This is a genomic window from Allobosea sp. R86505 (assembly GCF_042466375.1).
Classification (GTDB): domain Bacteria; phylum Pseudomonadota; class Alphaproteobacteria; order Rhizobiales; family Beijerinckiaceae; genus Allobosea.
In genome coordinates this window covers 821,741-846,229 of the sequence record NZ_JAXHPY010000001.1, presented here as the reverse complement: position 1 = coordinate 846,229, position 24,489 = coordinate 821,741, and the positions used below count along the sequence as shown (strand labels likewise).

The window sequence follows — 24,489 nt, the reverse complement described above, 5'->3', positions numbered from 1 at the left end:
GGGCTGGTCAGCCCTTGATCGCGGTCATCATCATCCGGTGGAAGCTGCGCACGATGTTCGTCGTGAAGGCGTGGCTGCGGCCGATCTCGCCGGCCTTGAGCATTTCCTGCTCGAGGCTGACCGAATTGCCGGAATGGACGGTGGACCAGCTGTCCGATCTGCGCGGCCGGGCCGTCAGCGCCTCGGCCGGGGTCGAGCTGATATGGTTCGGCGCGGTTGCCGCCAGCGACAGCGTGGTCTTGCGCACCACGGCCTCGAAGGGCTCGACATCAACAGCGGTGTAGCGCGGCGTGTTGGCATTCGCGATGTTCTGCGAGACGGCGTTCTGTCGAACGGCGAGCCAATGCGACTGCTTGGCGGCGAGATCGAAGAGATGGATGGGCTCCACGGGAAGCCTCCCTTGTCGGTGTCATCCGACACTAGGAGGATTGACTTGCGCGAAGCTGGCCTTTGACTGGGAATGACGCGCCGTTGCAGCGCGAAGACGATCGACGACTGAGATCAGTCGGCGCCCCGGCCTCGCCGCCGGGGCCGGTGGTCAGGAGATCGTGTAGCCGAGATAGCGCTTGGAATCGATCGGGTCGTAGCCGAGCTTGGCCCGCAGCTTCTTGCGCAGCTTGCTGACATGGCTCTCGACCACGGCCTCGTCGACCTCGGCATCGAACAGGCCGTAGACCGCGTTGAAGACCTGCGTCTTGGTGACCCAGCGTCCGCGATGGCGCATCAGGAATTCCAGGATGCGACGCTCGCGGCGCGGCAGCGCCATCAGCTCGCCCGCGACCTCGGGATCGCTGCCGTCGAAATGGACCTTGATCTCGCCGACCGTGACCTCGTCGTCGCTCGAGCGACGCTTCTCGGCCCGGCGCTGCATCGCGTTCACCCGCGCCAGGATCTCGCGGACATGGACGGGCTTGCGGACGACGTCGTCGACGCCGGCGGCGAAGAGCTCCAGCGTCTTTTCGAGCGAGGAGGCCTCGTTCATGGCGATCACCGGCGCCTGCGAGCGGCGGCGGATCATGGTCGGGAATGTCGAGCGCTCGGCACAGTCGCCGATCAGGAAGGCCTCGACGCTGTTGAGGTGGTCGGCCGAGGTATCCTCGACCCATTCCTGGAATCGCGAAGGGGTGAAGCCGATCGCCGGGACGCCCTCGCCAGTAAACAGAGACTGATATCCTTCCGTGACGAGAACCCGGTCATCGATGACGATATACATGGATACCCCCCAGCATCGGTACAACTCCCCCTCGAAAGAGCTGGAAGCAGTCTGACGCTAGGGATCGTCTTCGTCATGGTCAACGCAGGAGTCGGATGTTGAGACATGAGATGAAATACTGTGGAAACCTGAGTTAAAGACCGTTATACGGATTTATGAGAAAGCCTATACGTTTCATTAACCCTCGAAATTTAGCCACGAACGCGCCTGATACAAACGGCGCCTGCACGTTTTCTTGCTGCCCAAACGTCAACTCGATTGCCTGTCGCTGGCGGCGGCGCGCGGCGCGCCGGGCCGCCTATAGTATAAGGAGTCGAGAACGACGGTATTGGCTCTGAACGTCATGTCCAAATTGACTCAATTGCGACGCATGTCCTGCGAAAGCTTCGGGCAAGCAACACCAGATCAGATGAGCCTCGAAAGCTTGGCTTGGAGATCGGCAGATGAGCATTTTCGGGATCATGCGCACCGGCGTGTCCGGCATGGCCGCCCAGGGCAGCAAGCTGGGCGCGGTCAGCGACAACATCGCCAACGTCAACACCGTCGGCTACAAGCGCGCCTCGACCGAGTTTTCCTCGCTGATCTCCGAAGGGAACCACAGCGAATACAATTCCGGCGGCGTCGAGACGACGACGCGCTATGCGATTTCCGACGAGGGCCTGATCATGGGCTCGACCTCGAAGACGGACCTCGCCATCAAGGGCAACGGCTTCTTCATCGTCACCGATGCGGGCGGAACGCCCTACATGACCCGGGCCGGCGCCTTCGTGAAGAACGGCAGCCAGGAACTGGTCAATTCGGCCGGTTTCTACCTGATGGGTTACCCGATCGAGAACGGCGACCCGACCGTCGTGGCCAACAGCCTTGACGGGCTCGAGCGCATCAACCTCGCCAACGTCGCCTATCAGGCGAACCCGACGGTGAGCGGCACGCTCAAGGGCGTGCTCGACTCGAACGCGACGGTGATCGCGCCCGGCACCCTGCCCTCCGATAACGTCGCCGGCAGCACCTATTCCAGCAAGGCCTCGATCGTCACCTACGACAATCTCGGCAACAAGCAGTTCCTCGACGTCTACATGGCCAAGACCGGCACGGCGCCCGATACCTGGCAGGCGGTGGTCTTCGACCAGGCGGGTGCGACCGCCGGCGGCTTCCCCTATGCGGGCGGCCCCCTCGCCAACGTCGCGCTGGCCTTCGGCCCGACCGGCCAGCTCACCACCGCACCGGCGAATTTCACCGTCGCCATCCCCGGTGGCGCCACCGCGACGATCGATTTCAGCCAGGTGTCGCAGGTCGCCACCGGCGAGACCGCGCTGGAACTCGCGGTCGATGGCAACGCGCCGAGCGCGGTGGAATCGGTCGAGATCGCCGATGACGGCACCGTCTATGCCGTCTTCGAGAACGGCGCGCGGCGCGCGACCTACCGCATCCCGCTGGCCACCGTGCCGAGCCCGGACCAGCTGACGCCGGTGTCCGGCAACGTGTTTTCCGTCAACAACAAATCCGGCGACGTCATCGTCGGCTTCCCGGAGAGCGGCAGCTTCGGCTCGATCCGCTCCAGCGCGCTCGAGCAGTCGAATGTCGACCTCGCCACCGAACTGACGGCGATGATCGAGTCGCAGCGTAGCTACACGGCGAATTCGAAGGTCTTCCAGACCGGTTCGGAAATCCTCGACGTCCTGGTCAATCTGAAGCGCTGAGCGCGCCCGAGAAAGAGACGGGGACGCCCCCATGAGCCTGTCATCAGCCCTGAACGTGGCGCAGTCCTCGCTGACCGCGACCTCGACCCAGACGTCCATTCTCTCGCGCAACGTCGCCGGCGCCGACAATCCCAACTACAACCGCAAGGCCGGCACGCTGGTCACGACCTATGGCGGTGCGGTCAGGGTCGCTTCGGTCAGCCGGGCCGTGGATTCCGTGCTGTTTACCGCCAAGCTCGGCGCGACGGCGACGACGTCCGCCCAGCAGGCGATCGTCGATGCGCTCGACCAGCTCGAGGCCACGGTCGACGATCCCGAGCTCGACCAGTCGCTCGCGGCGAAGCTCGGCAACCTGACCAATGCGCTGCAGCAATACGGCGTGACGCCCGACGATCCACTGCTGGCGCAGAACGTGCTCACCAAGGCCACCGAGATGGTGCGCTCGCTCAACGAAGCGAGCGAGACCGTCCGCACCGTGCGCCAGCAGGCGGACGCCGACATGGCGCTGGGCGTCGATCGGGTCAACAGCCTGCTCGTCGAGTTCGAGGCGGCCAACAAGGCGATCGTCAAGGGCAGCCAGTCGGGGGCCGACATCACCGACCAGCTCGACACGCGCGACCGCATCCTCTCCCAGCTCTCGGAGGAGATGGGCATCAGCGTCGCGACGCGTCCCAACAACGACATGGTGATCTACACCGATGGCGGCGTGACGCTGTTCGAAACCGTGCCGCGCACGGTCTCGATGGCGCCCAGCTTCGCGCTGGGGGCAGGCACGTCGGGCAATGCGGTCTATGTCGACGGCGTGCCCGTCACCGGCCCCAACGCGATCATGCCGATCAAGTCGGGACAGATTTACGGGTCCTCCATCGTCCGCGACGAGATCACCGTCACCTATCAGAGCCAGCTCGACGAGATCGCCCGCGGGCTGATCGAGGTCTTCGCCGAAAGCGACCAGACCGGCGTCGGGCCAGACCAGGCGGGGCTCTTCACCTATGGCCCGCCGCCTGGACCCGCTACCATTCCGGCAACCGGCGTCACGGTGGCGGGGCTCGCCGGCGCGATCCGTGTCAACGCCAACGCCGACCCGTCGCAGGGCGGCGATCTCGACCGGCTGCGCGACGGCGGCATCTCCGACCCGCTCGACCCGAACTATGTCTACAATACGAGCGGCGCCGCCGGCTTCCCCGACCGCATCCAGGCGCTGCTGACCGCGTTTGGCACCGGGCGCAATTTCGATCCCGCGACCGGCGCCGACCCGACCGACACCCTCGTCGGCTTCGCCGGATCGTCCGTCGGCTGGCTCGAGGCGCAGCGCCAGACCTCGACGCAGACGCTGGGCTACGAGACGGCCCTGCTCCAACGCACGACGGCTGCGCTCTCCAACGTCACCGGCGTCGACATCAACGAGGAGATGACGCTGATGATGGAGCTGGAGCGCTCCTTCAACGCCTCATCGACGCTGATTTCGACCATCGACAGAATGCTCGAAGCCCTGCTTGCGGCCGTGAGGTGACACCATGAAGACGAGTTTCATCTCCAACTATTCGCTGTCGGGAACCTTGCGCAACGCCGTCGCGAAGGCGCGCGAAAGCCTGGCCGACGCCACCCAGGAGTCGACGACCGGCCGCCATGCCGACATCGGGCTGACGCTGGGCGGCAGCACGGGCAAGACCGTCGGCCTGCGCGACCAGTACAACCGCCTGAACGGCATCGTCGACACCAATGCCCTCGTCTCCTCCCGGCTCGAAGTCACGCAGAAGGCGCTCGACGGGATGCGGGATACGGCGGAGCAGTTCCTTGCCACGCTGATCAGCGTCCGCGACGGCGACAAGGGCGCCGAGGTCCTGAAGTCCGAGGCCAAGAACAACCTCCAGGCGACGACGGCCGCGCTCAACGCTTCGACCAGCGGGCAGTTCGTCTTCGCCGGCATCAACACACAGCAGAGACCCGTCACGGATTATTTCGGGACGCCTCCGGCCGGCAACAAGACCGCGATCGATGCCGCCTTCGCCGGCTATTTCGGTTTCGCCCAGGACGCGCCGGCCGTCGCGAACATCACGCAGGCCGACATGACGACCTTCCTGCAGACGGTTCTGCCGGCGGAGTTCGCCGATCCGGCCTGGGGCACCAACTGGTCTTCGGCGCTCGACCAGAACATGACCAGCCGGATCTCGCTGAACGAGGTCGTCGAGGTCTCGACCAACGCCAATACGCAGGCGATGCGCGACCTCGCCGCCGCCTATACGATGGCCTACGACCTCGGCATCGAGAACCTCAACACCAACGCCTTCCGCGCCGTCGTCGACGCCAGCATCGACAGCATCAACAAGGCCATCCTCGGGCTGACGGCGACCCAGGCGCAACTCGGCGCCATCGAGGAGCGCGTCAAGGTGTCGAGCGAGCGCCTGACGATCCAGCGCGACATCGTCGTCAAGCAGATCCAGGGTTTCGAGAATGTCGATCCTTACGAAGCCAATGTCCGCGTCACCGATCTGACGACGCAGCTCGACACCGCCTATGCGCTCACCGTCAGGATCCAGCAGCTCAACATCCTGAAATACATGAGCTGATCCTGCGCCCGGCCGTCACAGGCCGCCGCCGGGCGCCCCGCCATCCGCGCTCACCGCCCGCTCCGGCCCCGGCCGGCGTGGCCGGGCGCCTGCGCGCCGAAACCCGCCCTCCCGTCCACCCGTCCGGAGATGCCCCATGTACCAGAGCTCCTATGCGGCCATGGCCGCGGATGACTACACCCTCGCCCGCGCCCAGGAATGGCGCGCGCTCGACCATGCCGTGACCCTGCTCGAGGAGGCCCGACCGACCGGGGCGGCCTCGCCGGAGACGATCGAGGCGGTCGGCTTCCTGCGCCGGCTCTGGACGCTGCTGATCGAGGATCTCGGCAGCGCCGAGAACGGCCTGCCCGAGAGCCTGCGCGCCTCGCTGATCTCGATCGGCCTCTTCGCCCTGCGCCAGGGCGAGGCGCTGCGGCTCGGCCAGTCGGACGACTTCGAATCGGTCATCGACGTCAACAAGATGATCCGCGACAGCCTCGCCTGAACCGGAAGATGGGCAAGCCGATGAACCTCTCCTTGCGCGCCAACGAGAAGATCTACATCAACGGGGCGATCCTGCGCTTCGACCGCAAGGTCAGCCTCGAGCTGATGAACGACGCGACCTTCCTGCTGGAAACCCACGTCATCCAGCCCGACGAGACGACGACGCCGCTGCGGCAGCTCTATTTCGTCGTTCAGACCATGCTGATCGACCCGAAGAACGCCGGCGCCGCCCGGCTGCTCTTCGACCGGATGCTGATGACCACCGCCTGCATCTTCGAGGATGCCGACGTGCTCCTCGGTCTCCAGGCCGTCGACCAGCTGATCGCCGAGGAGCGCCATTTCGAGGCGCTCAAGCAGCTGCGGGCGCTCTATCCGGCGGAGGCCGCGATCCTCGCAAGCTCCGGGCAGGCCACGGAGCCTAGCCTGACGGCGACGGCGAGGGCTGCGACCGTCGCGCCGATGCGGCGCGAGGCCCAGCTCGCCTGACGAAACGAGGCCCGCCTCCCGGCGGGTCCCATCCCAAACCCGGCGGAGCCGATCATGGACGTGAGCAGCATCCAGAGCACCACGACGAGCACGACCTCGAGCTCGACGAGCGCCAAGAACGCCATGGGCGACTACAACACCTTTCTCCAGCTCCTGATCGCCCAGGCCAAGAACCAGGATCCGACCAACCCGACCGATCCGGCGCAATACGTCCAGCAATTCGCGGCGCTCTCGCAGGTCGAGCAGTCGGTCACGGCCAATGCCAAGCTCAACCAGATCATCGCCGGCATCGCGGCGCTGAAGCCCGCCACGACGGAAGCCTGAGGCGCTCCGCGTGAACGAGGCCGACGCCCTCGACCTGATGCGCGACGCCGTCTGGGCGATCATCGTCGGCGCCGGCCCCGCCGTGGCCGCCGCGATGGCGATCGGCCTGATCATCGCGTTGATGCAGGCCCTGACGCAGGTGCAGGAGGCCACGCTGACCTTCGTGCCCAAGATCGTCGTCATCCTGATCGTGATGGCGGCGACGGGGGCCTTCACCGGCGCGCAGGTCTTCGCCTTCACCGAGCGCGTCTACGGGCGGATCGAGCGCGGCTTCTGACCGCGCGCCGACGGGCGCGCATTTCCGACGACAGGACAGGGTGCCAGAATGGCCACGCCCCATCTCATCACCGGCAAGGTCGCGCCCAAGGCGCTGCCGGGCGAAGCTCCGGCCAGCCGCCGCGACATCGGCTTCGCCGTCGGCATCGTCGCCATTCTCTCGATCCTGTTCCTGCCGATCCCGGCCTTCCTGATCGATCTCGGCCTGGCGCTCTCGATCGCGCTCTCGGTGCTGATCCTGATGGTGGCGCTCTGGATCAAGAAGCCACTGGAATTCTCGTCCTTCCCGACGATCCTGCTGGTCGCGACGATGCTGCGGCTCTCGCTCAACATCGCCACGACGCGCGTGATCCTCGCCCATGGCAACGAGGGCTCGCATGCGGCGGGCTACATCATCGACGGCTTCGCGCGCTTCGTCATCGCCGGCGATTTCGTCATCGGCCTGATCGTCTTCGTCATCCTCGTCACGGTGAACTTCATCGTGATCACCAAGGGCGCGACCCGCATCGCCGAGGTCGGCGCCCGCTTCACCCTCGATGCGATCCCCGGCAAGCAGATGGCGATCGACGCCGATCTCTCGGCCGGGCTGATCGACGCGCCGGAGGCGCAGCGCCGCCGCCATGAGCTGGAGGAGGAAAGCTCCTTCTTCGGCGCCATGGACGGCGCCTCGAAATTCGTCCGCGGCGACGCCATCGCCGGGCTGATCATCACCGCCGTCAACATCCTCGGCGGCATCATCATCGGCGTCACCCGCCATGGCCTGTCGCTGTCCCAATCGGCCGACGTCTTCGTCAAGCTCGCGGTTGGTGACGGCCTCGTCACCCAGATCCCCGCGCTGATCGTCTCGCTCGCCGCCGGCCTGCTCGTCTCCAAGGGCGGCACCCGCGGCACGGCCGAGCAGGCGATCCTCGGCCAGCTCGGGCATTACCCCCGCGCCCTCTTCGTCGCCTCCTTCCTGATGGTGATCCTGGCGCTGGTGCCCGGCCTGCCGCTTTTGCCCTTCGCGCTGCTCGGCGGGGTGATGGCCTTCGTCGGCTACACCATCCCGAAGCGCATCGCCGAGCGCGCAGCGGCCGCCGAGGAAATCCGCGCCATGGAGGCCGAGGAGGCCGCGCGCGACAGCCAGGACACGATCAAGGAATCGCTGCGCATGGCCGAGATCGAACTCGGCCTCGGCAAGCAGCTCGCCGCCGAGATGCTGACCTCGCACAGCGAATTGGCCCATCGCGTCGGCAAGATGCGCAAGAAATTCGCCCAGCAATATGGTTTCGTCGTGCCCGAGATCAAACTCTCCGACAGCCTGACCCTGCCGCCCAAGCATTACGAGTTCCGCATCCACGGCACCGTCGCCGCCACCGGCGAGATGCGCCCCGGCAGCATGCTTGTCGTCGTCGGCGACGGCCGCCTGCCCGATCTGCCGGGCGAGGAGGTCCGCGAGCCGGCCTTCGGCGTCAAGGCGATGTGGGTCTCGGAAAGCTATGCCAACGAGGTCCGGCGCGAGGGCATGCAGCCGGTCGACCGGCTCTCGGTGCTGCTCACCCATCTCAGCGAGACGATCCGCAAGAATCTCGGCCAGCTCCTGTCCTACAAGGACATGCGCGCGCTGCTCAACCGGTTGGGACCCGAATACAAGAAGCTGCTCGACGAGATCTGCCCGGCCCATATGTCGCTCTCGAGCCTGCAGGCGGTGCTGCGCCTGCTGCTGGCCGAGCGCGTCTCGATCCGCAACCTCCACCTCATCCTCGAGGTCGTCGCCGAGATCGCGCCCCATGTCCGCCGCGCCGAGCAGATCGCCGAGCATGTGCGCATGCGCATGGCCCAGCAGATCTGCGGCGACCTCACCCAGGGCGGCGTGCTCAACATGCTCAGGCTGGGCAACCGCTGGGACCTCGCCTTCCATGAGAGCCTGCGCCGCGACGCCAAGGGCGAGGTCGTCGAGTTCGACATCGACCCGCGCCTGATCGAGGAGTTCGCGGCCGAGGCGACGACGGCGATCCGCGCCCGCATGGATCAGGGCCAGAGCTTCGTGCTCGTCACCAGCCCGGATGCGCGGCCTTACGTCCGCATGATCGTCGAGCGCATCTTCCCGGCGCTGCCCGTCCTCTCCCATGTCGAGATCGCGCGCGGGCTGGAGGTCAACCTGCTGGGCACCATCTCGTGACGCCGTTCACACCCGACACGGTGCTGCATGCCTTCCTGATCTTCTGCCGCATCGGCGCCTGCCTGATGCTGATGCCGGGCTTCTCCAGCCCGCGCGTGCCCGTCCGCTTCCGGCTGATGATCGCGGTCGGCGTCACGCTGGCGCTGGCGCCCTATGTGCTGCCGGCCTTCGCCCATCTCGTCTCGCCCGGCCCGGCGACGCTGCTGCGCGTCGTTATGGCGGAGACGATGACCGGCGCTCTGATTGGGCTGATGGCGCGCTTCTTCTTCCTGGCGCTGCAGACCATCGCGACCGCGATGGCGACCACCGCCGGCCTCGGCCAGCTGCCGGGCCTGCCGGTCGATGAGGCCGAGGCGTCGGCCCCCTTCGTGACGCTGATCACCCTGACGGCGGCGACGCTGATGTTCGTCACCAACCAGCATGCCGAGGTCATCCGGGCGCTCGCGGGTTCGTACACCCGCATCGCGCCGGGCACGCCGCTCGACGCCCAGGCCGGGCTGATCCAGATCGCCGACCGGGCCTCGGAGACCTTCTATCTGGCCCTGCGCGTCGGCAGCCCCTTCATCATCTATGCGGTGATCGTCAACCTCGCGATCGGCCTGATGAACAAGTTGACGCCGCAGATCCCGGTCTATTTCATCTCGCTGCCCTTCGTCATCGCCGGCGGGCTGTTCCTGCTCTACTTCTCCGGGCCAGAGGCGCTGAAGCTGTTCATCACTGCCTTCTCGTCCTGGCTGGCGCGGGGCTGAGCGGCCATGCAGGGCCAGCGTCTCGAGGCGATCGAGCGGATGCTGTCGATCCAGTCGCGCATCCGCAAGCTCGCCGAATGGCGCCAGAAGGCGATCGAGCTGCAGGCCGCAGCGGCGCGCGCCGAATCCCGCGAACTGGTCGCGGCGCTCAACGGCGAGGGGCCGACCGCCGGGCTCTTCGCCGACATGACTGCGAGGCGCCTGCACCGGACCGAAGTCTCGGCCTCGCAGCTGGAGGCGGCGGCGGTCGTCCAGGCGAAGCAGGTCCTCGCCGAGACGGGCCGCGAGAAGCGCACCGCTCGCCTCGCCGACCATGTCCGCAAGGTGAAGCTGCGCGCCGACCAGGACGGCGCGCTGGTGGAGATCATGGACGCGCGTGAAGGCCAGCGGGCGGCGACGCTCTGAGGGCTGGAGCCGCTGACGGACGCCGAAACACCGCTCCCGCCCGCAAGCCTGAAACAAGCCTGATCGGCCATCATCGTCCCAGATCGTTCAACGACCCTGGAAGGTGACAATGGCGATTTCTCCTCCGTCCGACATCGTGCTCGACGTGGCCCGCGCCGCCGATCCGGCGCGCCTTCAACTCGCGGTCGACCGTCTCCAGAAGCTCGGCACCGGCATCGCCGGCACGCAATTCGCCGCCGCGGTGGACGAGGCGGCCCCGGCCGCGGGCGTGCCCGGCCTCGCCGGGGCCCGCGAGAAATTTTCGGCTCTTGCGCCGGCTAAATTGGACAATGCCGCACCGGCGGTCCCGTCGAAGAGCGCCAAGACGATGCAGCAGTTCGAGGCGCAGGTGATCCAGACCTTCATCGAGCAGATGATGCCCGAGGCGACAGCGAACAATTTCGGCAGCGGCACCGCCGGCGGCGTCTGGCGCTCGATGCTGTCCGAACAGATCGCCAACCAGATCGCCAAGGCGGGCGGGCTGGGCATTCGCGAGAAGGTCGAGGCCGCCATCGCCGCCCGCAACAGCACGGGCTCAGCCGACGGGGCCGTCGCAGCCGCTCACAAGCTGCTCGACGGCCGGATCGCCGGCGCCAATGCACGCGATCTCGCCATCCCGCTCTCTGTCGAGCAGCGCTTCCTCAACCTGACCAAGCCGGCCGCCTCCGGTGGCGTCGCCCGCTCCAACTTCCGACAGGCCTGAGCCATGACCGAATTGTCCGACGCGCCTGCTCCCGCCGACATCGCGGCATCGCTGCCCGCGCTGGTGCCGCCGCCTCTGGCGATGCAGGAAGAGCCCACAGCTCCCAGCGCCGCCTCGCGCGCCATGTGGGCCGTGCTCGACCGCCTCGAACAGGCCATCGACCACGAGACGGGCGAGTTGATGGCGCTGCGCAGCGCCGACTTCAACCGCCTCAACGAGATCAAGAGCCGGCTGCTGCTCGACGCCAGCCGGGCGCTGCGCGCCATGCGCGACGAGGCCGGCGACGGTCCGCTGATCGCGCGCCTGTCGACGCTGCGGCTGAAGCTCGAGCACAACCGCATGGCCATCGGCATGCATCTCGAGGCGGTGCGCGAGATCGCTGCGGCGATGACGAGCACGCTGATCGACGCCGAGTCGGACGGCACCTATTCCGCCACCTCGCGCCTCGCCGCAGTGCCGGTCCCGCGGGCCCGCGCTTCATGACCACGGCGCGGCTGCTCGTCCTCGGCGCCTGGGTCTGCGGGGTCACGCTGCTCTCCGGCCATCTCGCCCTGACCTGGCGCGCCGAGACGCCGCCGGCCGCCGAAGCGCCGTTCTTCGAGGGACTCGAATATGAGGAGACGGCGCTGATCCATGTCCCGATCATCGCGAATGGCGAGGTCCAGGGCTATGTCGCGGCGCAGTTCGTCTTCACCGCCGATGCCCGCACGCTCCGTCAAATGACGGTGAAGCCGCACCCTTACGTCCGCGACGAGGCGCTGCGCGCGATCTACTCCAACGGCAAGGTCGATTTCTCCCGGCTGGAGCGCGTCGACATCGACGCCCTGCTGAAGACCGTGAAGACCGGCGTCAACGCCCGCCTCGGCGGCGAGCTCGTCAAGGACGTGCTGGTCAAGGAATTCAACTACGTGCGCAAGGACCAGCTGCGCGGCTGAGATCGGCGTCGCCGTCATTGCGAGCGCAGCGAAGCATTCCGGAAGGGCGCGCTCGACGTCCCCTGGATTGCTTCGCTTCGCTCGCAATGACGATGTGGCGCGTGGGCGGAGGCTGCCGCTCACCCCTGCAGCGTGCTCGCCAGATCCTTGAAGGCATCGGCGCTGAGCGCCGCGCTCATCTCCTGGTGCAGCGCCTCGTAGATCTTCGGCACCAGCACGATCGCCTTGTCGAGCTCGGCATCGGCACCGGCCTGGTAGCCGCCCATCAGCCGCAGGTCGCGCGTGTCCTCGAAGCGCGAGATCAGCGCCTTCATCCGCGAGGCCAGCCCGCGCTGCTCCGGCGTCCAGACATGATGGGCGAGGCGCGAGACCGAGCCGAGCACGTTCACCGCCGGATAGCGGCCCTGGTCAGCGATGGCGCGGTCGAGCACGAGATGCCCGTCCAGCGTGCCGCGGATCGAATCCGCGACCGGGTCGTTGTGGTCGTCGCCGTCGATCAGCACGGAGAAGATCCCGGTGATCGTGCCGGTGCCCTCGACGCCGGGCCCCGCCCGCTCGAGCAGCTTCGGCAGCGTGCTGAAGACGCTCGGCGTGTAACCGCGGGCAACCGCGGGCTCGCCGGCCGCCAGCGCGACGTCGCGCGCCGCATGGGCGAGGCGCGTCACGGAATCGAGGATCAGCAGCACGTCCTCGCCCTGGTCGCGGAAATACTCGGCGACCGCCATGGCGGTGTTGGGCGCGAGCCGGCGCATCATCGCGCTCTCGTCGCTGGTCGAGACGACGGCGACCGCCTGGGCGCGCATCGGGCCCAGCGTGTCGTCGAGGAACTCGCGCACCTCGCGGCCGCGCTCGCCGACGAGGCCGATGACGATGGTTGTGAAGCCCGGCGCCCGCGCCAGCATCGAGAGCAGGCTCGACTTGCCGACGCCGGAGCCGGCGAAGATGCCGATGCGCTGGCCGGCGCAGAGCGGCGTGAACAGGTCGACGACCTTGACGCCGGTGCGGATCGGCCGCGTCACCCGCGCCCGCCGCATCGCCTCGGGAGGCGGCCCCTCGGCCGGCATCGCGACATCGCCGGCCGGCAATGGACCGCTGTCGTCGATCGGCTCGCCGAAGGCGTTGACGACACGGCCCTTCCAGCCCTGGGAGGGGCGCAGCACGAGCGGCCCGGCGAGGCTGGCGCGGGCGCCGAGCCCGACGCCGACCGTGGTCGCGAAGGGCTTCACCAGCACGCCGTCGCGGTCGATCCGGATCGCCTCGCCCAGTTCGGCGCGGCCTTGGGTCGAGAGCGCGATGCGCTCGCCCAGCCGCACGAAGCGCGACAGCCCGCCGACGCGCAGCGCCGCCGGCGTGACTTCCGAGACGCTGCCGCTGACCTGGACCAGATCATGGGGCAGGGGGCCGCCGGCGAAGGCCTGTTCAAGGCGTGTCAGAGCGTTCATTGAGATTCCTGGGAACCGCTCAGCTCTCGCCGAGCGAGCGGATGGCGCCGTCCACCGCCTTTTCGCCCTTGTCGATCGCGTTGGCGGCGCTCTCGAAGGCGCGCGTCACCGCGATCAGCTTGGTCATCTCGCGGATCGGGTTGACGTTCGAGCCCTCGACGAAGCCCTGGCGTACGCCGTTGACGACGAAATCCAGGATCGGCACCGCCGGTCGGTCGGGGATCACGCCGGAATTGTCGTGGCGCTGCAGCTTGGCGGCGGGATCGATGGAAAAGAGGCCGATCGCGCCGACCTCCTGGTCGCCCTGCCAGATCATGCCGTCGCGCGCGATCACGGGCGGCCCGCCCTCGGGGTCGAGCTGCATCGGCGCGCCGCCGGCGTCGAGCACCGGATGGTCCGAGAGCGTGCGCAGCTCGCCCTGCGGCGTCATCTTCATCCGCCCGTCGCGGGTATAGACCGTGCCGGCGGGCGTGGTGATCGCGAACCAGCCCTCGCCTTCGACGGCGACGTCGAGCGGGTTGCCGGTCTTGTCGAGCCCGCCCGGGATACGGCTGATATAGGTCTCGCCGGCCGAGGCGAAGGAGACCGCATCCGGCCCCTTCTTCGACAGGAAGGTGCTGAACTTGACCTCCTCGGCGCGAAAGCCGGCCGTGTTCATGTTGGCGACGTTGCGCGCCAGCGTCTCCATGCGCTTCTCCAGCACGAGCTGGGAGGACAGGCCGACATAGATCGAGGACTGCATGGTCACACGCCTCCGAGGCGCAGGTTCTGGATGCTGAACAGCACGTCGGTGCTGACCCCGGCCGCGACCGGCGGCCCGACCAGGATGGTCAGGGCGTTATTGGCCGCCGTCTGGCTCGCGCCGATATCGGCGAGCGAGGTGAAGCGCAGCAGGAATTTCTTGACGCCCTCGGCGTCCTTCAGCTGGTCGAAATCCAGCTTCTTGCCGATCATCTCCGCCTGCTTGTCGATCGGCATCATCGAGGTCGAGGCGGGGATGCCGAGCGCCGTCTGCACCACCTTCAGCAGCGCCGGATCGGCCAGCACCTCAAAGGCGTTCTTGAGGCCCGACGCCTTGCGCTCGAAATAGAGCGCGAGCCGGACATTCTCGTTCTGGCTGCCCTGCTGCTCCTCGAAGACCTGGCGGACATAGCGCTCGGTCATCGGCTTCTGCGTGCGGTCGAAGCTCGTCGTCGCCGAGCCGTAGCGGGCGAAGTTGAAGGTCGTCGCCAGCTCCTTGTAGCGCGGGTCCGTCAGCTTGTTGGCGAAGCTCGACGAAGAGTCGACGCCCTCGGTCAGGACCTTGCGGACCAGCCCCTTGGCATAGATCATCTCCTCCAGCCCGAAGGCCTTCATCGCGTAGCGATAGATCCGGTCGTTGCCCAGGAAATCGTCGATCGATTTGATCTTGCCGATATGGGCGAGATAATAGGCGCTCTCATTGGCCGTCTGCGGCATCGCGGCCGCCCGCTCCAGCGATTTGGGCAGATTCCGCGCCACGGCCTGGAACGCCATCGTCGTCGTGGTCATCGTCGCAATCCCGGCAGTGATCCGGGCCAGCGCCCGGACGTTCATGAGACATCAGGCTCCCGTGCAAGGCTTGCGCGGACCTGACCCCCGGCTTCGACAGCCTCGCGCAAGCCAGCTCCACTAGCGCTTCACTTGCAGATTGCGAGAAGGAGCGGCGCCTTGAGCGTATTGATCGGTTTGTTGATTGCGGTCGGCTCACTCATCGGCGGTTTCGCCGCGATGGGCGGGCATGTCGCCGTGCTCTGGCAGCCCTGGGAACTGGTGATCATCCTCGGCACCGCCATCGGCACCTACATCATCGCCAACCCGATGAAGACGGTCGCCGACACCGGCACCGCGGTGATGGAGGCGCTGCGCAACCAGGCGCCGAGCCAGGCGCATTACTTCGAGGTGCTCGGCGTGCTCTACGCGCTGATGCGCGAGCTGCGCAACAAGGGCCGCGCCGAGATCGAGCAGCATATCGAGACGCCCTATGAATCGACGCTCTTCGCGGCCTATCCCAGCGTCCTCGCCGATCCCCAGCTGACAACCTTCATCTGCGACTATTTTCGCCTCATCATCGTCGGCAAGGCGCAGGCCCATGAGGTCGAGGCGCTGCTGGACGAGGAGATCGGCAGCCACTTCCAGGACCGGCTGAAGCCCTATTACGCGCTGGGTACCGTATCGGAAGCCCTGCCGGCGCTCGGCATCGTCGCCGCCGTGCTCGGCGTGATCAAGGCGATGGGCGCGATCGACCAGTCGCCCGCCCTGCTCGGCGGCTTCATCGGCGCGGCGCTGGTCGGCACCTTCGCCGGCATCTTCTTCTCCTACGCGGTGATCGGGCCGATCTCGCTCAAGATCAAGGCGATGCGCGAGAAGCAGCTGCGCGTCTACATCGTCGTCAAGCAGACCCTGCTCGCCTTCATCAACGGCGCCGCGCCGCAGGTTGCGCTCGAATATGGCCGCAAGGTCATCTCCGCCGCCGAGCGGCCCTCCATCGACGAGGTCGAGGACAAGACGATCAGCGGCGCCGGCCAGCGTGCGGCGCCCGCCAATGACCGCGCCCAGAAGGAAGCCGCCTGATGAGCACCGCCGCCCAGGCCATCCGCGAGGACAAGCTCCTCGAATCGACCGGCATCTCGATCGACCGGCTGCCCATGCTGCGCATGGTCTTCGACCGGCTTGCCACCGGCTGCGCCGACGCGGTGCGCCAGATGTCGACCTCGCCGACCTATTTCTCCGTCGCCAACGTCCAGAGCCAGCGCATCGGCGACGCGCTCAACGCCCACGCCCACAACACCATCGCCGGCATCTTCCATTCGCCGGAATGGGATTCACGCATCCTGATCGGCTTCGACCGGGATTTCGTCTTCACCCTGATCGAGGTGCTTTTCGGCGCCGACGGCAGCGAGCGGCCCTACAAATACGAGCCGGATTTTCCCGACGACGAGCGGCCCTATACGCCCATCGAGATCCAGGTCGCGCAGGCGCTCTGCGAGCTCGCGGCGCAGAACCTCCAGGCCGCCTTCAGCCCCGTCGCCGATGTCAGCTTCATCTTCGAGCAGATGGAGACGCGGATGTACTTCGCCGCCATCGGCAGCCGCAGCAACCTGGCGGTGAAGTCGCAGCTCCTCGTCCAGGGCCTCGACAATTGCGGGCAGATGTTCGTCATCATCCCGCAGACGGCCCTGAATCCGATCCGCCAGAGCCTCACCCGCGTCGTCTCCGGCCACACCACCGTCAAGGACCAGCGCTGGACGAAGCAGATCCAGACCGAGGTCCACAAGACCGAGGTCAGGCTGCAGGCGATCCTCGAGGAGCGCCCGATGACGCTGGGCGAGATCAGCGCCCTCAAGATCGGGCAGGTCATCGAGCTGCAGGCTTCGCCGCGCTCGCCCGTTCGCCTCCAGTGCAACGACGAGACCGTCTTCTGGTGCCAGCTCGGCCAGCGCGACGGGTCCTATGTCCTGCGCGTGCAGGACAGCGCCAACCAGGAACAGGAGTTTTTCGATGATCTTCTATCTCGGTGAAGCCGTCCTCTTCGCGGCCCTGCTGCTGACCAGCCTCCAGGTCCTGCGCATGCGCCGCGAGCTGCAGCGCATGCGCGCCTACCATGCCGAGTTCCAACAGGTCTTCGGCAAGACCGAGACCGCTCTTGCAACCATCCAGGCCACGATCCGCGAGCTGCACGCCAGCGGCCGCGACGTCCTTGAGGAACTCGGCCAGCGCATCGACGCCGGCCGCCGCCTCGCCGGCGATCTCAAGCAGATCGGCGCGGGCCCCGAGACGCCCCGTGTCGCCGGCCGCAAGGCCAACGCCGCCTGACGGCTCTTTCCTTTCGCCTTCCCGCCGGAGACCACCATGAAGAAGCCGAGCAAGCCGATGAAGCTCTCCGACCTCGCTCTCTCCGAAGAGCAGGCCGACGTCGCCCTGATGGAGCCGCAGGCTGCGACCGAGCCCGAGGCTGCAGAAGCGCCGCCCCCCGCCGACGACCCGCTCAATCTCGAGGCGGTGATGCGCATCCCCGTCACGATCCAGGTCGTGCTCGGCAGCGCCTCCATGCAGGTCGCCAATCTGATGAAGTTGCGCCGCGGCGCGGTGGTGCCGCTCGACCACCGTGTCGGCGAGCCGGTCGACGTCGTCGTCAACGGCCGCATCGTCGCCCGCGGCGAGGTCGTGATCGTCGAGGACGACAACAGCCGCTTCGGGGTCTCGCTGACCGAGATCGTCGGCGTCCAGGCCAAGTTCGAAGAGTGAGGCCGAGCACAGCATGACGGCGATCGCGAAGGACAACCGGGCCGGAAGCCCCGCCACGCCCGCCCCGTCGGGCAAGACGGTTGCGCTGGGCGGCGCCGGCAAGGCGGCCGTGCTCGTGCTCGCCATGGGCAAGCCGCTCGCGGGGCGGATGCTGAAGCATCTCGACACCGCCGAGGTCCGCGCCCTGATGCGGCGCGCCTCCGAGCTCGGCCCGGTCGCCGCCGACGACATCGCCGATCTCGTCGACGAGTTCAGCGACCAGTTTTCGCGGGGCATGAATCTCGTCGGATCTCCCAGCGAGGTGCAGAAGCTGCTCACCGGCGTGCTGCCGCCCGAGGAGATCACCGAGATCATCGGCGAGACCGCCGAGGCCGCCAACCGCTCGATCTGGGACCGCATCTCGCAGATGCCCGAGAGCGCGCTCGCCGGCTATCTCGCCAAGGAGCATCCGCAGACGGCGGCCTATGTGCTCTCCAAGCTCAAGCCGGCCTGCGCCTCGCGCGTCATGACGCAGTGGCCGGCCGACAAGCGCCACGAGCTGATGCGCCGCATGCTGAACCTGAAGCCCGTGGCCGAGCAGCCGGCGGCGATCGTCGAGAAGGCGCTCTACGAGGGCTTCACCCTCAACCTCTCGCGCAACAAGGGCGCCGATACCCATGCCCGCATGGCCGACATCCTCAACAAGATGGACAGCCAGGACATGGAGGAGGCGCTCGGCAGCCTGCAACGCATCCGGCCGGAATCTGCCGAGATGCTGAAGGGTCTGCTCTTCACCTTCGACGACATCGTCAAGCTCTCGGCCCGCGCCCGCATGGCGATCTTCGACCAGGTCCCGACCGACCGGCTCGTGCTGGCCCTCAAGGGCACCGAAGCCGCCTTCCGCGACCAGATCCTGTCGTCGCTCGCGGCGCGTGCGCGCCGCATCGTGCAGCAGGATCTCGAGAACGGCGAGCCGGCGCTGCAGCGCGAGGTCGTCGATGCCCGCCGCGCCATCACCGACATCGCGCTGGAGATGGCCAGCCGCGGCGAGATCGAGCTCAACCCGGACCGCGAGGAGGGCGCCTATTTCCAGTGAACGGCAGCGTGCCGACGAGGAGGTAAGGACGCGTGTCCGAACAGGACCAGGAGAGCAAGACCGAGGAAGCCTCCGAGAAGAAGGTACGCGATGCCGTCGAGCGCGGCAACACGCCCTCCTCCAAGGAGGCCCCGATCTTCGCCAGCATCGCCGCGACGCTGATCGCCGGCGTCTTCCTGATGCGGGACGGGGCGGCCGCCATGGCGCGCTTCCTCTCCGACTTCCTGGCCGACCCCGCCGGCTTCGACATCTCGACCAACGGCAACACGACCGCGCTTCTGCTCTACGCCGCGATGCAGGCCGGCCTGTTCCTGTGGCCCGTCTTCGCGCTCTTCCTCGTCTTCGGCCTGAGTGCGGCCTTCCTCCAGCATCCGCCCCAGCTCGCCCTCGAACGGATCAAGCCGCAATGGTCGCGGCTCTCCCCGTCCAAGGGCTTCACGCGGATCTTCGGGAGCCAGGGCCTCGTTGAATTCGGCAAGTCGTTGGCCAAGTTCGCCGCCATCACGGTGACCGTCTGGCTGATCCTCAAATCGGACAAGAACACGGTGGTGACGGCCATGCTGAGGGATCCCAGCGCCCTTCCGGAACTGATCCTGACGATCGCGATCCGCCTGCTCTCGGCGGCCTGCGTGGCGACGATCGTGATCGTCGCGATCGACCTGGTCTGGACCCAGAAATTCTGGCGCCGCTCGCTGCGCATGACCAAGCAGGAGGTCAAGGACGAGCACAAGCAGGCCGAGGGCGACCCGATCCTGAAATCCCGCCGGCTCTCGCTCGCCCGCGACCGCGCCCGCAACCGCATGATGGCCGCCGTGCCCCGCGCCACCGTGATCATCGCCAACCCGACCCATTACGCCGTGGCGTTGCGCTATGTGCAGGAGGAGGGCGGCGCGCCGCTGGTGCTGGCCAAGGGCACGGACCTGATCGCGCTCAAGATCCGCGAGATCGCAGAAGCCAACGACATCCCCGTGGTCGAGGACCGCGCGCTCGCCCGCTCGCTCCACGCCGCCGTCCAGCTCGACCAGATGATCCCGCCGGAATTCTACAAGGTCGTCGCCGAGCTGCTCTGCCTCGTCTACGCGAAGAAGGTGGCGTGACAGAGCGTTGCCGTCTCAGGCCGCGATCTCGATGCGTTCGACCTTGATGTCGTTCTCGTGCGCCCGGACGCGCGCCAGATCATGCGCGGCCTGCATCCGCAGCAAGGTATCGGCGCGCACACCAAAGGCCTTCTCGAACCGGATCGCCATCTCGGCCGACAAGCCGGCGTTGCCGTTTAGAAGATTGCTCATGGCCTGCCGCGTGACGCCCAGCTTCTGCGCAGCAATGGTCACGCTCAGCCCATAGGGCTCGACGAATTCGGCCTTGAGCCATGCGCCCGGATGGACGGCGAAACTCTCATGCAGCTTGATCGCCATCAGTGATAATCCTCCAGATTCATATCCTCGATCGCGAAGACCGCGTTGATGCGAAACGTCATCCGCCAATTCTTCGTCACCGTCAGCGACCATTCCCCAGCCCGATCACCCGTCAGTTCATGGGCTCCGTAGTTGGGAGGCGCCTTCAATTCTTCCATGGTTTGGATGGCAGCGAGATAGGCCAGCATGTTGCGAAGCCGTCCGACGAGGTTGCCGGGCAGCCCCCTGGCCTTGCCGGTCTCGGCAAAGTTCCGCAAGGCCTTGTGCCGGATGCTCTCGATCTCCACGCACGTCAGACTGAACGACATGGCGTCGCGCGTCAAGTGTCGCTTGACGCGCGGTCATTGCGGTTGAGCGTCGCACGGGGAAGCGCCCACGACGCCAGCCCCGCGCAAGCTTCGAACGCTACACCAGACCCATGGCAGGTTGACCCGATGGGTGCGTCCCCGGCGTCAAAGGCATGAAGCCGCCCTGCCATCCCGGTGCAAACCCGGAATGTTCCCACCAATCCCTTCCAGATTGAGGAACATCAACATGACCAGCCTGCTCACCAACACCTCCGCCATGACAGCGTTGCAGACGCTGACCATGACCAACAAGAACCTCGCCCAGTCGCAGAACCGCATCGCCACCGGCCAGCGCGTCTCGACCGCTTCCGACAACGCCGCCTACTGGTCGATCGCCACGACGATGCGCTCCGACAACAAGGCGCTCGGCGCGGTGCAGGACGCTCTCGGCCTCGGCGCCGCGACCATCGACACGATGTATACCGGCCTGAACGGCACGGTCGAAGTCGTCTCGGAGATCAAGGCCAAGCTCGTCGCGGCCCGCACCCCCGGCGTCGACCGCGACAAGATCCAGAGCGAGATCAAGGAGCTCCAGAGCCAGCTCAAGAACACGGCGGACTCCGCGGTGTTCAACGGCGAGAACTGGATCTCGGTCGATTCGACGGCGTCGAGCTACAACGACACCAAGTCGGTCGTCTCGTCCTTCTCCCGTGCCGGCGGCCAGGTCCAGGTCGACACCGTCACCGTCGATCTGAACGCGATCAAGCTCTACGACGCGAACCTCGACACGGCCTATGCGGCGCAGACCTTCCCGACCGCCACCACGGCCGCCCGCAATGCGACGCTCGACGTCGGCGGCAACATCACCGTCACCGTCGGCGCGGCTCCGGCGCTGAACATCGCGGTCGCCGCCGGCACCTCGCTGAAGGACATCGCCAAGGAGATCAACAAGCTCGGCATCGAGGGTCTGTCGGTCGGCATCAACGCCGCCGGTGACGCCCTGGCGTTCAAGAGCCGCAACGACGCAGACGTCGCGATCGACGCCAGCGTCGCCGGTCTCGGCGCCGCCGTGACGCTGACGGCCCTGGCGACCCCGGTCGACAGCAACAAGGGCATCCTGGACAAGACCTACGATGCCTTCACCGGCACCGCCTGGGAGACCTTCTCGGTCGCCGACATCGACATCGCCGCGCTGACCGACAACGCCACGGACCTCGCCAAGCTCGAGACCTACATCTCGGCCGTCGACGACGCCCTGGGCACGATCACCGATGCCGCCACCAATCTCGGCGCCATCAAGAACCGCATCGGCCTGCAGCAGGACTTCGTGAAGGCCCTGAAGGACTCGCTCGATCGCGGTATCGGCCAGCTCGTCGACGCCGACATGAACGCCGAATTGACCCGCCTCCAGGCGCTGCAGACGCAGCAGCAGCTCGGCATCCAGGCGCTGTCGATCGCCAACTCCGGCAGCCAGAGCATCCTCTCGCTGTTCCGCGGCTGACGCGAAAGGCACATCCACACGCCAGACAGGGCCGCGCTCTCCCCCGGGAGCGCGGCCTTCTCCGTTTTCGCCCCGAAAGAGGTGGCCTGAACCCGCGCAATGCTCGCGCAAGGCTCGCCCGGCACAGTGCTTCCATCACCTGCCACGCATGAAGGAAAGACGATGCCGGGCCGGCAATACGCTGAAGAGATCTGGCTCAACCTCCAGCAACTGGGGCCGAAGCGACTGGCCGCACTCGCCGCGATCGGCCTCTTCGTCTTCGCCGCGATCGGCATCAGTGCCTATCAACTGAGCCGGCCTGAAATGTCGGTCCTCTACAGCGGACTGCAGCGCGAGGACGTCAACCGCATCGGCGCGGCGCTGCAGGAATCCGGCGTCGTCTTCGACGTCAACTCCGAGGGCACACAGGTGCTGGTCAAGCCGACCCAGGCGGCCCAGGCGCGCATGCTGCTGGCCGAGAAGGGCCTGCCGCGCAGCACCAGCGGCGGCTACGAGCTCTTCGACAAGCTCGGCTCGCTCGGCCTGACCTCCTTCATGCAGGAGATCACCCGGGTGCGCGCCATGGAGGGCGAGCTCGCCCGCACCATCCAGCTCATGCGCGGCGTCAAGGCGGCGAGCGTGCATCTCGTGCTCGCCGACAAGGGCTCCTTCCGGCGCGACCAGCAGCCGGCCTCCGCCAGCGTCGTCGTGCGCACCGAGACCTCGGGCGCCGGCAATGTCGCGCAGGCGATCCGCCATCTCGTCGCCTCCGCCGTGCCGGGACTGTCGGCCGAGAAGGTCACCGTGCTCAACACCGACGGCACCCTGCTCGCCACCGGCGGCGAACCCGGCCAGATGGCCTCTTCCAAGCTCGCCGGCCTCCAGCAGAGCGTCAGCCGCGAGATTCAGGACAATGTCCGCAAGGCGCTGACGCCCTATCTCGGGCTCGAGAATTTCGAGATCAGCGTCGCCACCGAGCTGAACACCGACCGCAAGGAAACCAGCGAGACGGTCTTCAACCCCGATTCCAAGGTCGAGCGCTCGGTGCGGGTGGTGCGCGAGAACGACACCTCCCAGAACGCGGCGACCCAGGAACCGACGACGGTCGAGCAGAACGTGCCGGAGCGCGCCGTGCGCGCCGATGGCGGCCAGCGCTCCAGCGAGGAGAAGCAGCGCCGCGAGGAGCTGACCAACTACGAGATTTCCTCGAAGCGCATCCAGACCGTCAGCGACGGCTATTCGGTCGCCAAGATGTCGATCGCCGTGCTGATCAACCGGCCGCGCCTGGTCGAGTCGCTCGGGGCCTCGCCCAGCCCGGAGGCGATCGAGGCGAGGTTGGAGGATGTCCGCCAGGTCGTGGCCTCCGCCGCCGGCGTCAACAACCAGCGCGGCGACGCCGTCAAGGTGCTGGCGGTCGACTTCCTTCAGGGCAGCCGCACGCTGGAGCCGACGCCGCCCGTCGGCGTCGCCGAGGCACTGCTGCGCCAGTCCGGCACGCTGATCAACGCGGTCACCATCCTCGGCCTCGCCGCACTGATCATCTGGTTCGGCCTGCGGCCCTCGATCAACGCCATCCTGAAACGCCCCGCGCCGGCAACCATCGCCGCGATGACCGAGGACGCGAATGTCTCGGCCGTCGATCCCCAGCTCCAGCTCGCAGGCGGCGAGATCGGCCTCAACCTGATCGGCGACCTCACCAGCGCCTCGCAGCGCTCGCCGCTGCGCAAGCTGGAGCAGCTGATCGACTTCAACGAGGCGCAGGCCGCCGCGATCCTGAAGCAGTGGATCCATGAGGGAGAGCGCGCGTGAAGCACCGCTCCGCCGCCGACTTCATCCCGAGCTTTGAGATCGACGAGGGCGAACTCGCCCTCCTGCCGGAGGCCGGCACGGCCGCGCCCGAGGCCGAGATCGAGCTCCCCGCCTTCCTGCCGCGCACCCCGCGCGAGCCCCCGCCCGATCTCGACGCCATCTACGAGAGCGGTCGCCAGGCGGGACTCGCGGAGGCCAGCGCCGAGGCGCAGGCCGCCGCCGCCCGTCAGGTGCAGGAGGCCGAGGCGGCGCTCGAACAGGCGAGGCTCGCCTGGACCGAAGGCGTCGCCACGCCGCTGGCCGCCGAGTTTCCCCGGGCGCTCGACGCGCTCGCCGAAAGCCTCGCCGAGACGACCGGGCGCCTGCTGCGGCCCTTCCTCGAGGGTGAACTGCGCGACGCCGCCAGCCGCGCTCTGATCGACCAGATCCGCCCGCTGCTCAGCGGCGGGGACGGCGCGCTGATCCGCGTCAGCGGCCCGGCCGACCTGCTGACGACGCTGCGCGGCGTCTTCCCGGCCGGGAGCCCGGTCGAGTTCACCGAGACCGAGGCGGTCGATGTGTCGATCGTCCTCGGCGAGACCGTGATCGAAACCCGCATCGCGGCCTGGGTCGCGCGGCTCCGGGGCCAGGGCCCGGACCGCCGCCGCCGGCCCGCCGCCTGAACCCGCTCG

29 protein-coding genes are annotated in these 24,489 nt (G+C 67.3%); 22 read left to right on the top strand and 7 right to left on the bottom strand.

Annotated features, from left to right (window positions below; genetic code table 11):
* Positions 1-7: 7 nt before the first annotated feature.
* Positions 8-388: a flagellar basal body rod protein FlgB gene (gene flgB, locus SJY11_RS04075; protein WP_376985155.1), complete on the bottom strand. Its 381-nt coding sequence runs from the start codon at positions 386-388 to the stop codon at positions 8-10.
* A 150-nt stretch (positions 389-538) separates the two neighbouring features.
* A complete protein-coding gene (locus tag SJY11_RS04070) occupies positions 539-1,213 on the bottom strand; it encodes a response regulator transcription factor (protein WP_326908774.1) in 675 nt (224 codons plus the stop codon).
* A 443-nt stretch (positions 1,214-1,656) separates the two neighbouring features.
* Between SJY11_RS04070 and SJY11_RS04065 the strand changes: the two genes are divergently transcribed.
* The 13 genes from SJY11_RS04065 (at position 1,657) to SJY11_RS04005 (ending at position 12,044) form a co-directional block, all read left to right on the top strand.
* Entirely contained in the window at positions 1,657-2,913 is a 1,257-nt protein-coding gene (locus tag SJY11_RS04065; protein ID WP_376985154.1) for a flagellar hook protein FlgE, read from the top strand.
* 31 nt (positions 2,914-2,944) lie between these two features.
* Entirely contained in the window at positions 2,945-4,426 is a 1,482-nt protein-coding gene (flgK, locus tag SJY11_RS04060; protein WP_376985153.1) for a flagellar hook-associated protein FlgK, read from the top strand.
* 4 nt (positions 4,427-4,430) lie between these two features.
* Positions 4,431-5,483, top strand: a complete 1,053-nt coding sequence (locus SJY11_RS04055; protein WP_376985152.1) for a flagellar hook-associated family protein — start codon at positions 4,431-4,433, stop codon at positions 5,481-5,483.
* A 136-nt stretch (positions 5,484-5,619) separates the two neighbouring features.
* Entirely contained in the window at positions 5,620-5,967 is a 348-nt protein-coding gene (gene flaF / locus SJY11_RS04050) for a flagellar biosynthesis regulator FlaF (protein ID WP_376985151.1), read from the top strand.
* A gap of 8 nt (positions 5,968-5,975) precedes the next feature.
* Complete coding sequence (flbT, locus tag SJY11_RS04045; RefSeq protein ID WP_376985150.1) at positions 5,976-6,452, top strand: flagellar biosynthesis repressor FlbT; 477 nt, start codon at positions 5,976-5,978, stop codon at positions 6,450-6,452.
* 54 nt (positions 6,453-6,506) lie between these two features.
* The gene (locus tag SJY11_RS04040) at positions 6,507-6,776 is read left to right on the top strand and encodes a flagellar hook capping FlgD N-terminal domain-containing protein (RefSeq protein ID WP_376985149.1); all 270 of its coding nucleotides are present in this window, start codon (positions 6,507-6,509) and stop codon (positions 6,774-6,776) included.
* A gap of 10 nt (positions 6,777-6,786) precedes the next feature.
* Positions 6,787-7,053: a flagellar biosynthetic protein FliQ gene (locus SJY11_RS04035; RefSeq protein WP_069053039.1), complete on the top strand. Its 267-nt coding sequence runs from the start codon at positions 6,787-6,789 to the stop codon at positions 7,051-7,053.
* Positions 7,054-7,101: 48 nt separating this feature from the next.
* Positions 7,102-9,213, top strand: a complete 2,112-nt coding sequence (gene flhA, locus SJY11_RS04030; protein ID WP_376985148.1) for a flagellar biosynthesis protein FlhA — start codon at positions 7,102-7,104, stop codon at positions 9,211-9,213.
* Complete coding sequence (gene fliR, locus SJY11_RS04025) at positions 9,210-9,962, top strand: flagellar biosynthesis protein FliR (RefSeq protein ID WP_376985147.1); 753 nt, start codon at positions 9,210-9,212, stop codon at positions 9,960-9,962. The genes flhA and fliR overlap by 4 nt, the downstream gene beginning before the upstream one ends.
* Positions 9,963-9,968: 6 nt before the next feature.
* Entirely contained in the window at positions 9,969-10,367 is a 399-nt protein-coding gene (locus tag SJY11_RS04020; protein ID WP_376985146.1) for a hypothetical protein, read from the top strand.
* Positions 10,368-10,476: 109 nt separating this feature from the next.
* Positions 10,477-11,109 (top strand): rod-binding protein, encoded by a 633-nt coding sequence (locus SJY11_RS04015; protein ID WP_376985145.1) that lies wholly within the window; start codon positions 10,477-10,479, stop codon positions 11,107-11,109.
* Between the two features lie 3 nt (positions 11,110-11,112).
* Entirely contained in the window at positions 11,113-11,592 is a 480-nt protein-coding gene (locus SJY11_RS04010) for a hypothetical protein (RefSeq protein WP_376985144.1), read from the top strand.
* Positions 11,589-12,044 carry a hypothetical protein gene (locus SJY11_RS04005; protein WP_326908796.1) on the top strand — a complete coding sequence of 152 codons (456 nt, stop codon included), beginning with the start codon at positions 11,589-11,591 and terminating at the stop codon, positions 12,042-12,044. The genes SJY11_RS04010 and SJY11_RS04005 overlap by 4 nt, the downstream gene beginning before the upstream one ends.
* A gap of 119 nt (positions 12,045-12,163) precedes the next feature.
* On the opposite strand, the gene fliI is transcribed toward SJY11_RS04005, so the two are convergent.
* From fliI to SJY11_RS03990, 3 genes are read right to left on the bottom strand one after another with little or no spacing between them, the layout of a single operon-like run.
* Positions 12,164-13,486: a flagellar protein export ATPase FliI gene (gene fliI, locus SJY11_RS04000; protein ID WP_376985142.1), complete on the bottom strand. Its 1,323-nt coding sequence runs from the start codon at positions 13,484-13,486 to the stop codon at positions 12,164-12,166.
* Positions 13,487-13,505: 19 nt separating this feature from the next.
* Positions 13,506-14,228, bottom strand: coding sequence for a flagellar basal-body rod protein FlgF (gene flgF / locus SJY11_RS03995; protein WP_376985140.1), 723 nt, complete (start codon positions 14,226-14,228; stop codon positions 13,506-13,508).
* 2 nt (positions 14,229-14,230) lie between these two features.
* Complete coding sequence (locus SJY11_RS03990) at positions 14,231-15,016, bottom strand: DUF1217 domain-containing protein (RefSeq protein ID WP_376985139.1); 786 nt, start codon at positions 15,014-15,016, stop codon at positions 14,231-14,233.
* Between the two features lie 159 nt (positions 15,017-15,175).
* Here SJY11_RS03990 and motA point away from each other — a divergent pair, with 159 nt between their 5' ends.
* From motA to flhB, 6 genes are read left to right on the top strand one after another with little or no spacing between them, the layout of a single operon-like run.
* Entirely contained in the window at positions 15,176-16,078 is a 903-nt protein-coding gene (motA, locus tag SJY11_RS03985; protein WP_376985138.1) for a flagellar motor stator protein MotA, read from the top strand.
* The gene (locus SJY11_RS03980) at positions 16,078-17,025 is read left to right on the top strand and encodes a flagellar motor switch protein FliM (protein WP_376985137.1); all 948 of its coding nucleotides are present in this window, start codon (positions 16,078-16,080) and stop codon (positions 17,023-17,025) included. The genes motA and SJY11_RS03980 overlap by 1 nt, the downstream gene beginning before the upstream one ends.
* Positions 17,006-17,320 carry a hypothetical protein gene (locus tag SJY11_RS03975; RefSeq protein WP_376985135.1) on the top strand — a complete coding sequence of 105 codons (315 nt, stop codon included), beginning with the start codon at positions 17,006-17,008 and terminating at the stop codon, positions 17,318-17,320. The genes SJY11_RS03980 and SJY11_RS03975 overlap by 20 nt, the downstream gene beginning before the upstream one ends.
* A gap of 36 nt (positions 17,321-17,356) precedes the next feature.
* A complete protein-coding gene (fliN, locus tag SJY11_RS03970) occupies positions 17,357-17,752 on the top strand; it encodes a flagellar motor switch protein FliN (RefSeq protein WP_376985134.1) in 396 nt (131 codons plus the stop codon).
* Positions 17,753-17,765: 13 nt separating this feature from the next.
* Positions 17,766-18,827 carry a flagellar motor switch protein FliG gene (locus SJY11_RS03965; RefSeq protein WP_376985133.1) on the top strand — a complete coding sequence of 354 codons (1,062 nt, stop codon included), beginning with the start codon at positions 17,766-17,768 and terminating at the stop codon, positions 18,825-18,827.
* A 32-nt stretch (positions 18,828-18,859) separates the two neighbouring features.
* Positions 18,860-19,924, top strand: a complete 1,065-nt coding sequence (gene flhB, locus SJY11_RS03960; protein WP_376985132.1) for a flagellar biosynthesis protein FlhB — start codon at positions 18,860-18,862, stop codon at positions 19,922-19,924.
* A 15-nt stretch (positions 19,925-19,939) separates the two neighbouring features.
* On the opposite strand, the gene SJY11_RS03955 is transcribed toward flhB, so the two are convergent.
* Both SJY11_RS03955 and SJY11_RS03950 read right to left on the bottom strand, forming a co-directional pair.
* Positions 19,940-20,242, bottom strand: a complete 303-nt coding sequence (locus tag SJY11_RS03955) for a HigA family addiction module antitoxin (RefSeq protein ID WP_376985131.1) — start codon at positions 20,240-20,242, stop codon at positions 19,940-19,942.
* Positions 20,242-20,565, bottom strand: coding sequence for a type II toxin-antitoxin system RelE/ParE family toxin (locus tag SJY11_RS03950; RefSeq protein WP_376985130.1), 324 nt, complete (start codon positions 20,563-20,565; stop codon positions 20,242-20,244). The genes SJY11_RS03955 and SJY11_RS03950 overlap by 1 nt, the downstream gene beginning before the upstream one ends.
* A 211-nt stretch (positions 20,566-20,776) precedes the next feature.
* Here SJY11_RS03950 and SJY11_RS03945 point away from each other — a divergent pair, with 211 nt between their 5' ends.
* The 3 genes from SJY11_RS03945 to SJY11_RS03935 all read left to right on the top strand — a co-directional run bounded on the left by SJY11_RS03945 (position 20,777) and on the right by SJY11_RS03935 (position 24,480).
* Positions 20,777-22,030: a flagellin N-terminal helical domain-containing protein gene (locus SJY11_RS03945; RefSeq protein ID WP_376985129.1), complete on the top strand. Its 1,254-nt coding sequence runs from the start codon at positions 20,777-20,779 to the stop codon at positions 22,028-22,030.
* Between the two features lie 162 nt (positions 22,031-22,192).
* Positions 22,193-23,818 (top strand): flagellar basal-body MS-ring/collar protein FliF, encoded by a 1,626-nt coding sequence (gene fliF / locus SJY11_RS03940; RefSeq protein WP_376985128.1) that lies wholly within the window; start codon positions 22,193-22,195, stop codon positions 23,816-23,818.
* A complete protein-coding gene (locus SJY11_RS03935; protein WP_376985127.1) occupies positions 23,815-24,480 on the top strand; it encodes a hypothetical protein in 666 nt (221 codons plus the stop codon). Before fliF ends, SJY11_RS03935 begins: the two co-directional genes overlap by 4 nt.
* Positions 24,481-24,489 lie beyond the last annotated feature (9 nt).

Coding starts and splice junctions, on each gene's coding strand:
- SJY11_RS04070 (WP_326908774.1), bottom strand. CDS start 1,213: ATGTATATCGTCATCGATGACCGGGTTCTCGTCACGGAAGGATATCAG.
- SJY11_RS04065 (WP_376985154.1), top strand. CDS start 1,657: ATGAGCATTTTCGGGATCATGCGCACCGGCGTGTCCGGCATGGCCGCC.
- flgK (WP_376985153.1), top strand. CDS start 2,945: ATGAGCCTGTCATCAGCCCTGAACGTGGCGCAGTCCTCGCTGACCGCG.
- SJY11_RS04055 (WP_376985152.1), top strand. CDS start 4,431: ATGAAGACGAGTTTCATCTCCAACTATTCGCTGTCGGGAACCTTGCGC.
- flaF (WP_376985151.1), top strand. CDS start 5,620: ATGTACCAGAGCTCCTATGCGGCCATGGCCGCGGATGACTACACCCTC.
- flbT (WP_376985150.1), top strand. CDS start 5,976: ATGGGCAAGCCGATGAACCTCTCCTTGCGCGCCAACGAGAAGATCTAC.
- SJY11_RS04040 (WP_376985149.1), top strand. CDS start 6,507: ATGGACGTGAGCAGCATCCAGAGCACCACGACGAGCACGACCTCGAGC.
- flhA (WP_376985148.1), top strand. CDS start 7,102: ATGGCCACGCCCCATCTCATCACCGGCAAGGTCGCGCCCAAGGCGCTG.
- SJY11_RS04020 (WP_376985146.1), top strand. CDS start 9,969: ATGCAGGGCCAGCGTCTCGAGGCGATCGAGCGGATGCTGTCGATCCAG.
- SJY11_RS04015 (WP_376985145.1), top strand. CDS start 10,477: ATGGCGATTTCTCCTCCGTCCGACATCGTGCTCGACGTGGCCCGCGCC.
- SJY11_RS04010 (WP_376985144.1), top strand. CDS start 11,113: ATGACCGAATTGTCCGACGCGCCTGCTCCCGCCGACATCGCGGCATCG.
- SJY11_RS04005 (WP_326908796.1), top strand. CDS start 11,589: ATGACCACGGCGCGGCTGCTCGTCCTCGGCGCCTGGGTCTGCGGGGTC.
- fliI (WP_376985142.1), bottom strand. CDS start 13,486: ATGAACGCTCTGACACGCCTTGAACAGGCCTTCGCCGGCGGCCCCCTG.
- flgF (WP_376985140.1), bottom strand. CDS start 14,228: ATGCAGTCCTCGATCTATGTCGGCCTGTCCTCCCAGCTCGTGCTGGAG.
- SJY11_RS03990 (WP_376985139.1), bottom strand. CDS start 15,016: ATGACCACGACGACGATGGCGTTCCAGGCCGTGGCGCGGAATCTGCCC.
- SJY11_RS03980 (WP_376985137.1), top strand. CDS start 16,078: ATGAGCACCGCCGCCCAGGCCATCCGCGAGGACAAGCTCCTCGAATCG.
- SJY11_RS03975 (WP_376985135.1), top strand. CDS start 17,006: ATGATCTTCTATCTCGGTGAAGCCGTCCTCTTCGCGGCCCTGCTGCTG.
- fliN (WP_376985134.1), top strand. CDS start 17,357: ATGAAGAAGCCGAGCAAGCCGATGAAGCTCTCCGACCTCGCTCTCTCC.
- SJY11_RS03965 (WP_376985133.1), top strand. CDS start 17,766: ATGACGGCGATCGCGAAGGACAACCGGGCCGGAAGCCCCGCCACGCCC.
- SJY11_RS03955 (WP_376985131.1), bottom strand. CDS start 20,242: ATGGCGATCAAGCTGCATGAGAGTTTCGCCGTCCATCCGGGCGCATGG.
- SJY11_RS03945 (WP_376985129.1), top strand. CDS start 20,777: ATGACCAGCCTGCTCACCAACACCTCCGCCATGACAGCGTTGCAGACG.
- fliF (WP_376985128.1), top strand. CDS start 22,193: ATGCCGGGCCGGCAATACGCTGAAGAGATCTGGCTCAACCTCCAGCAA.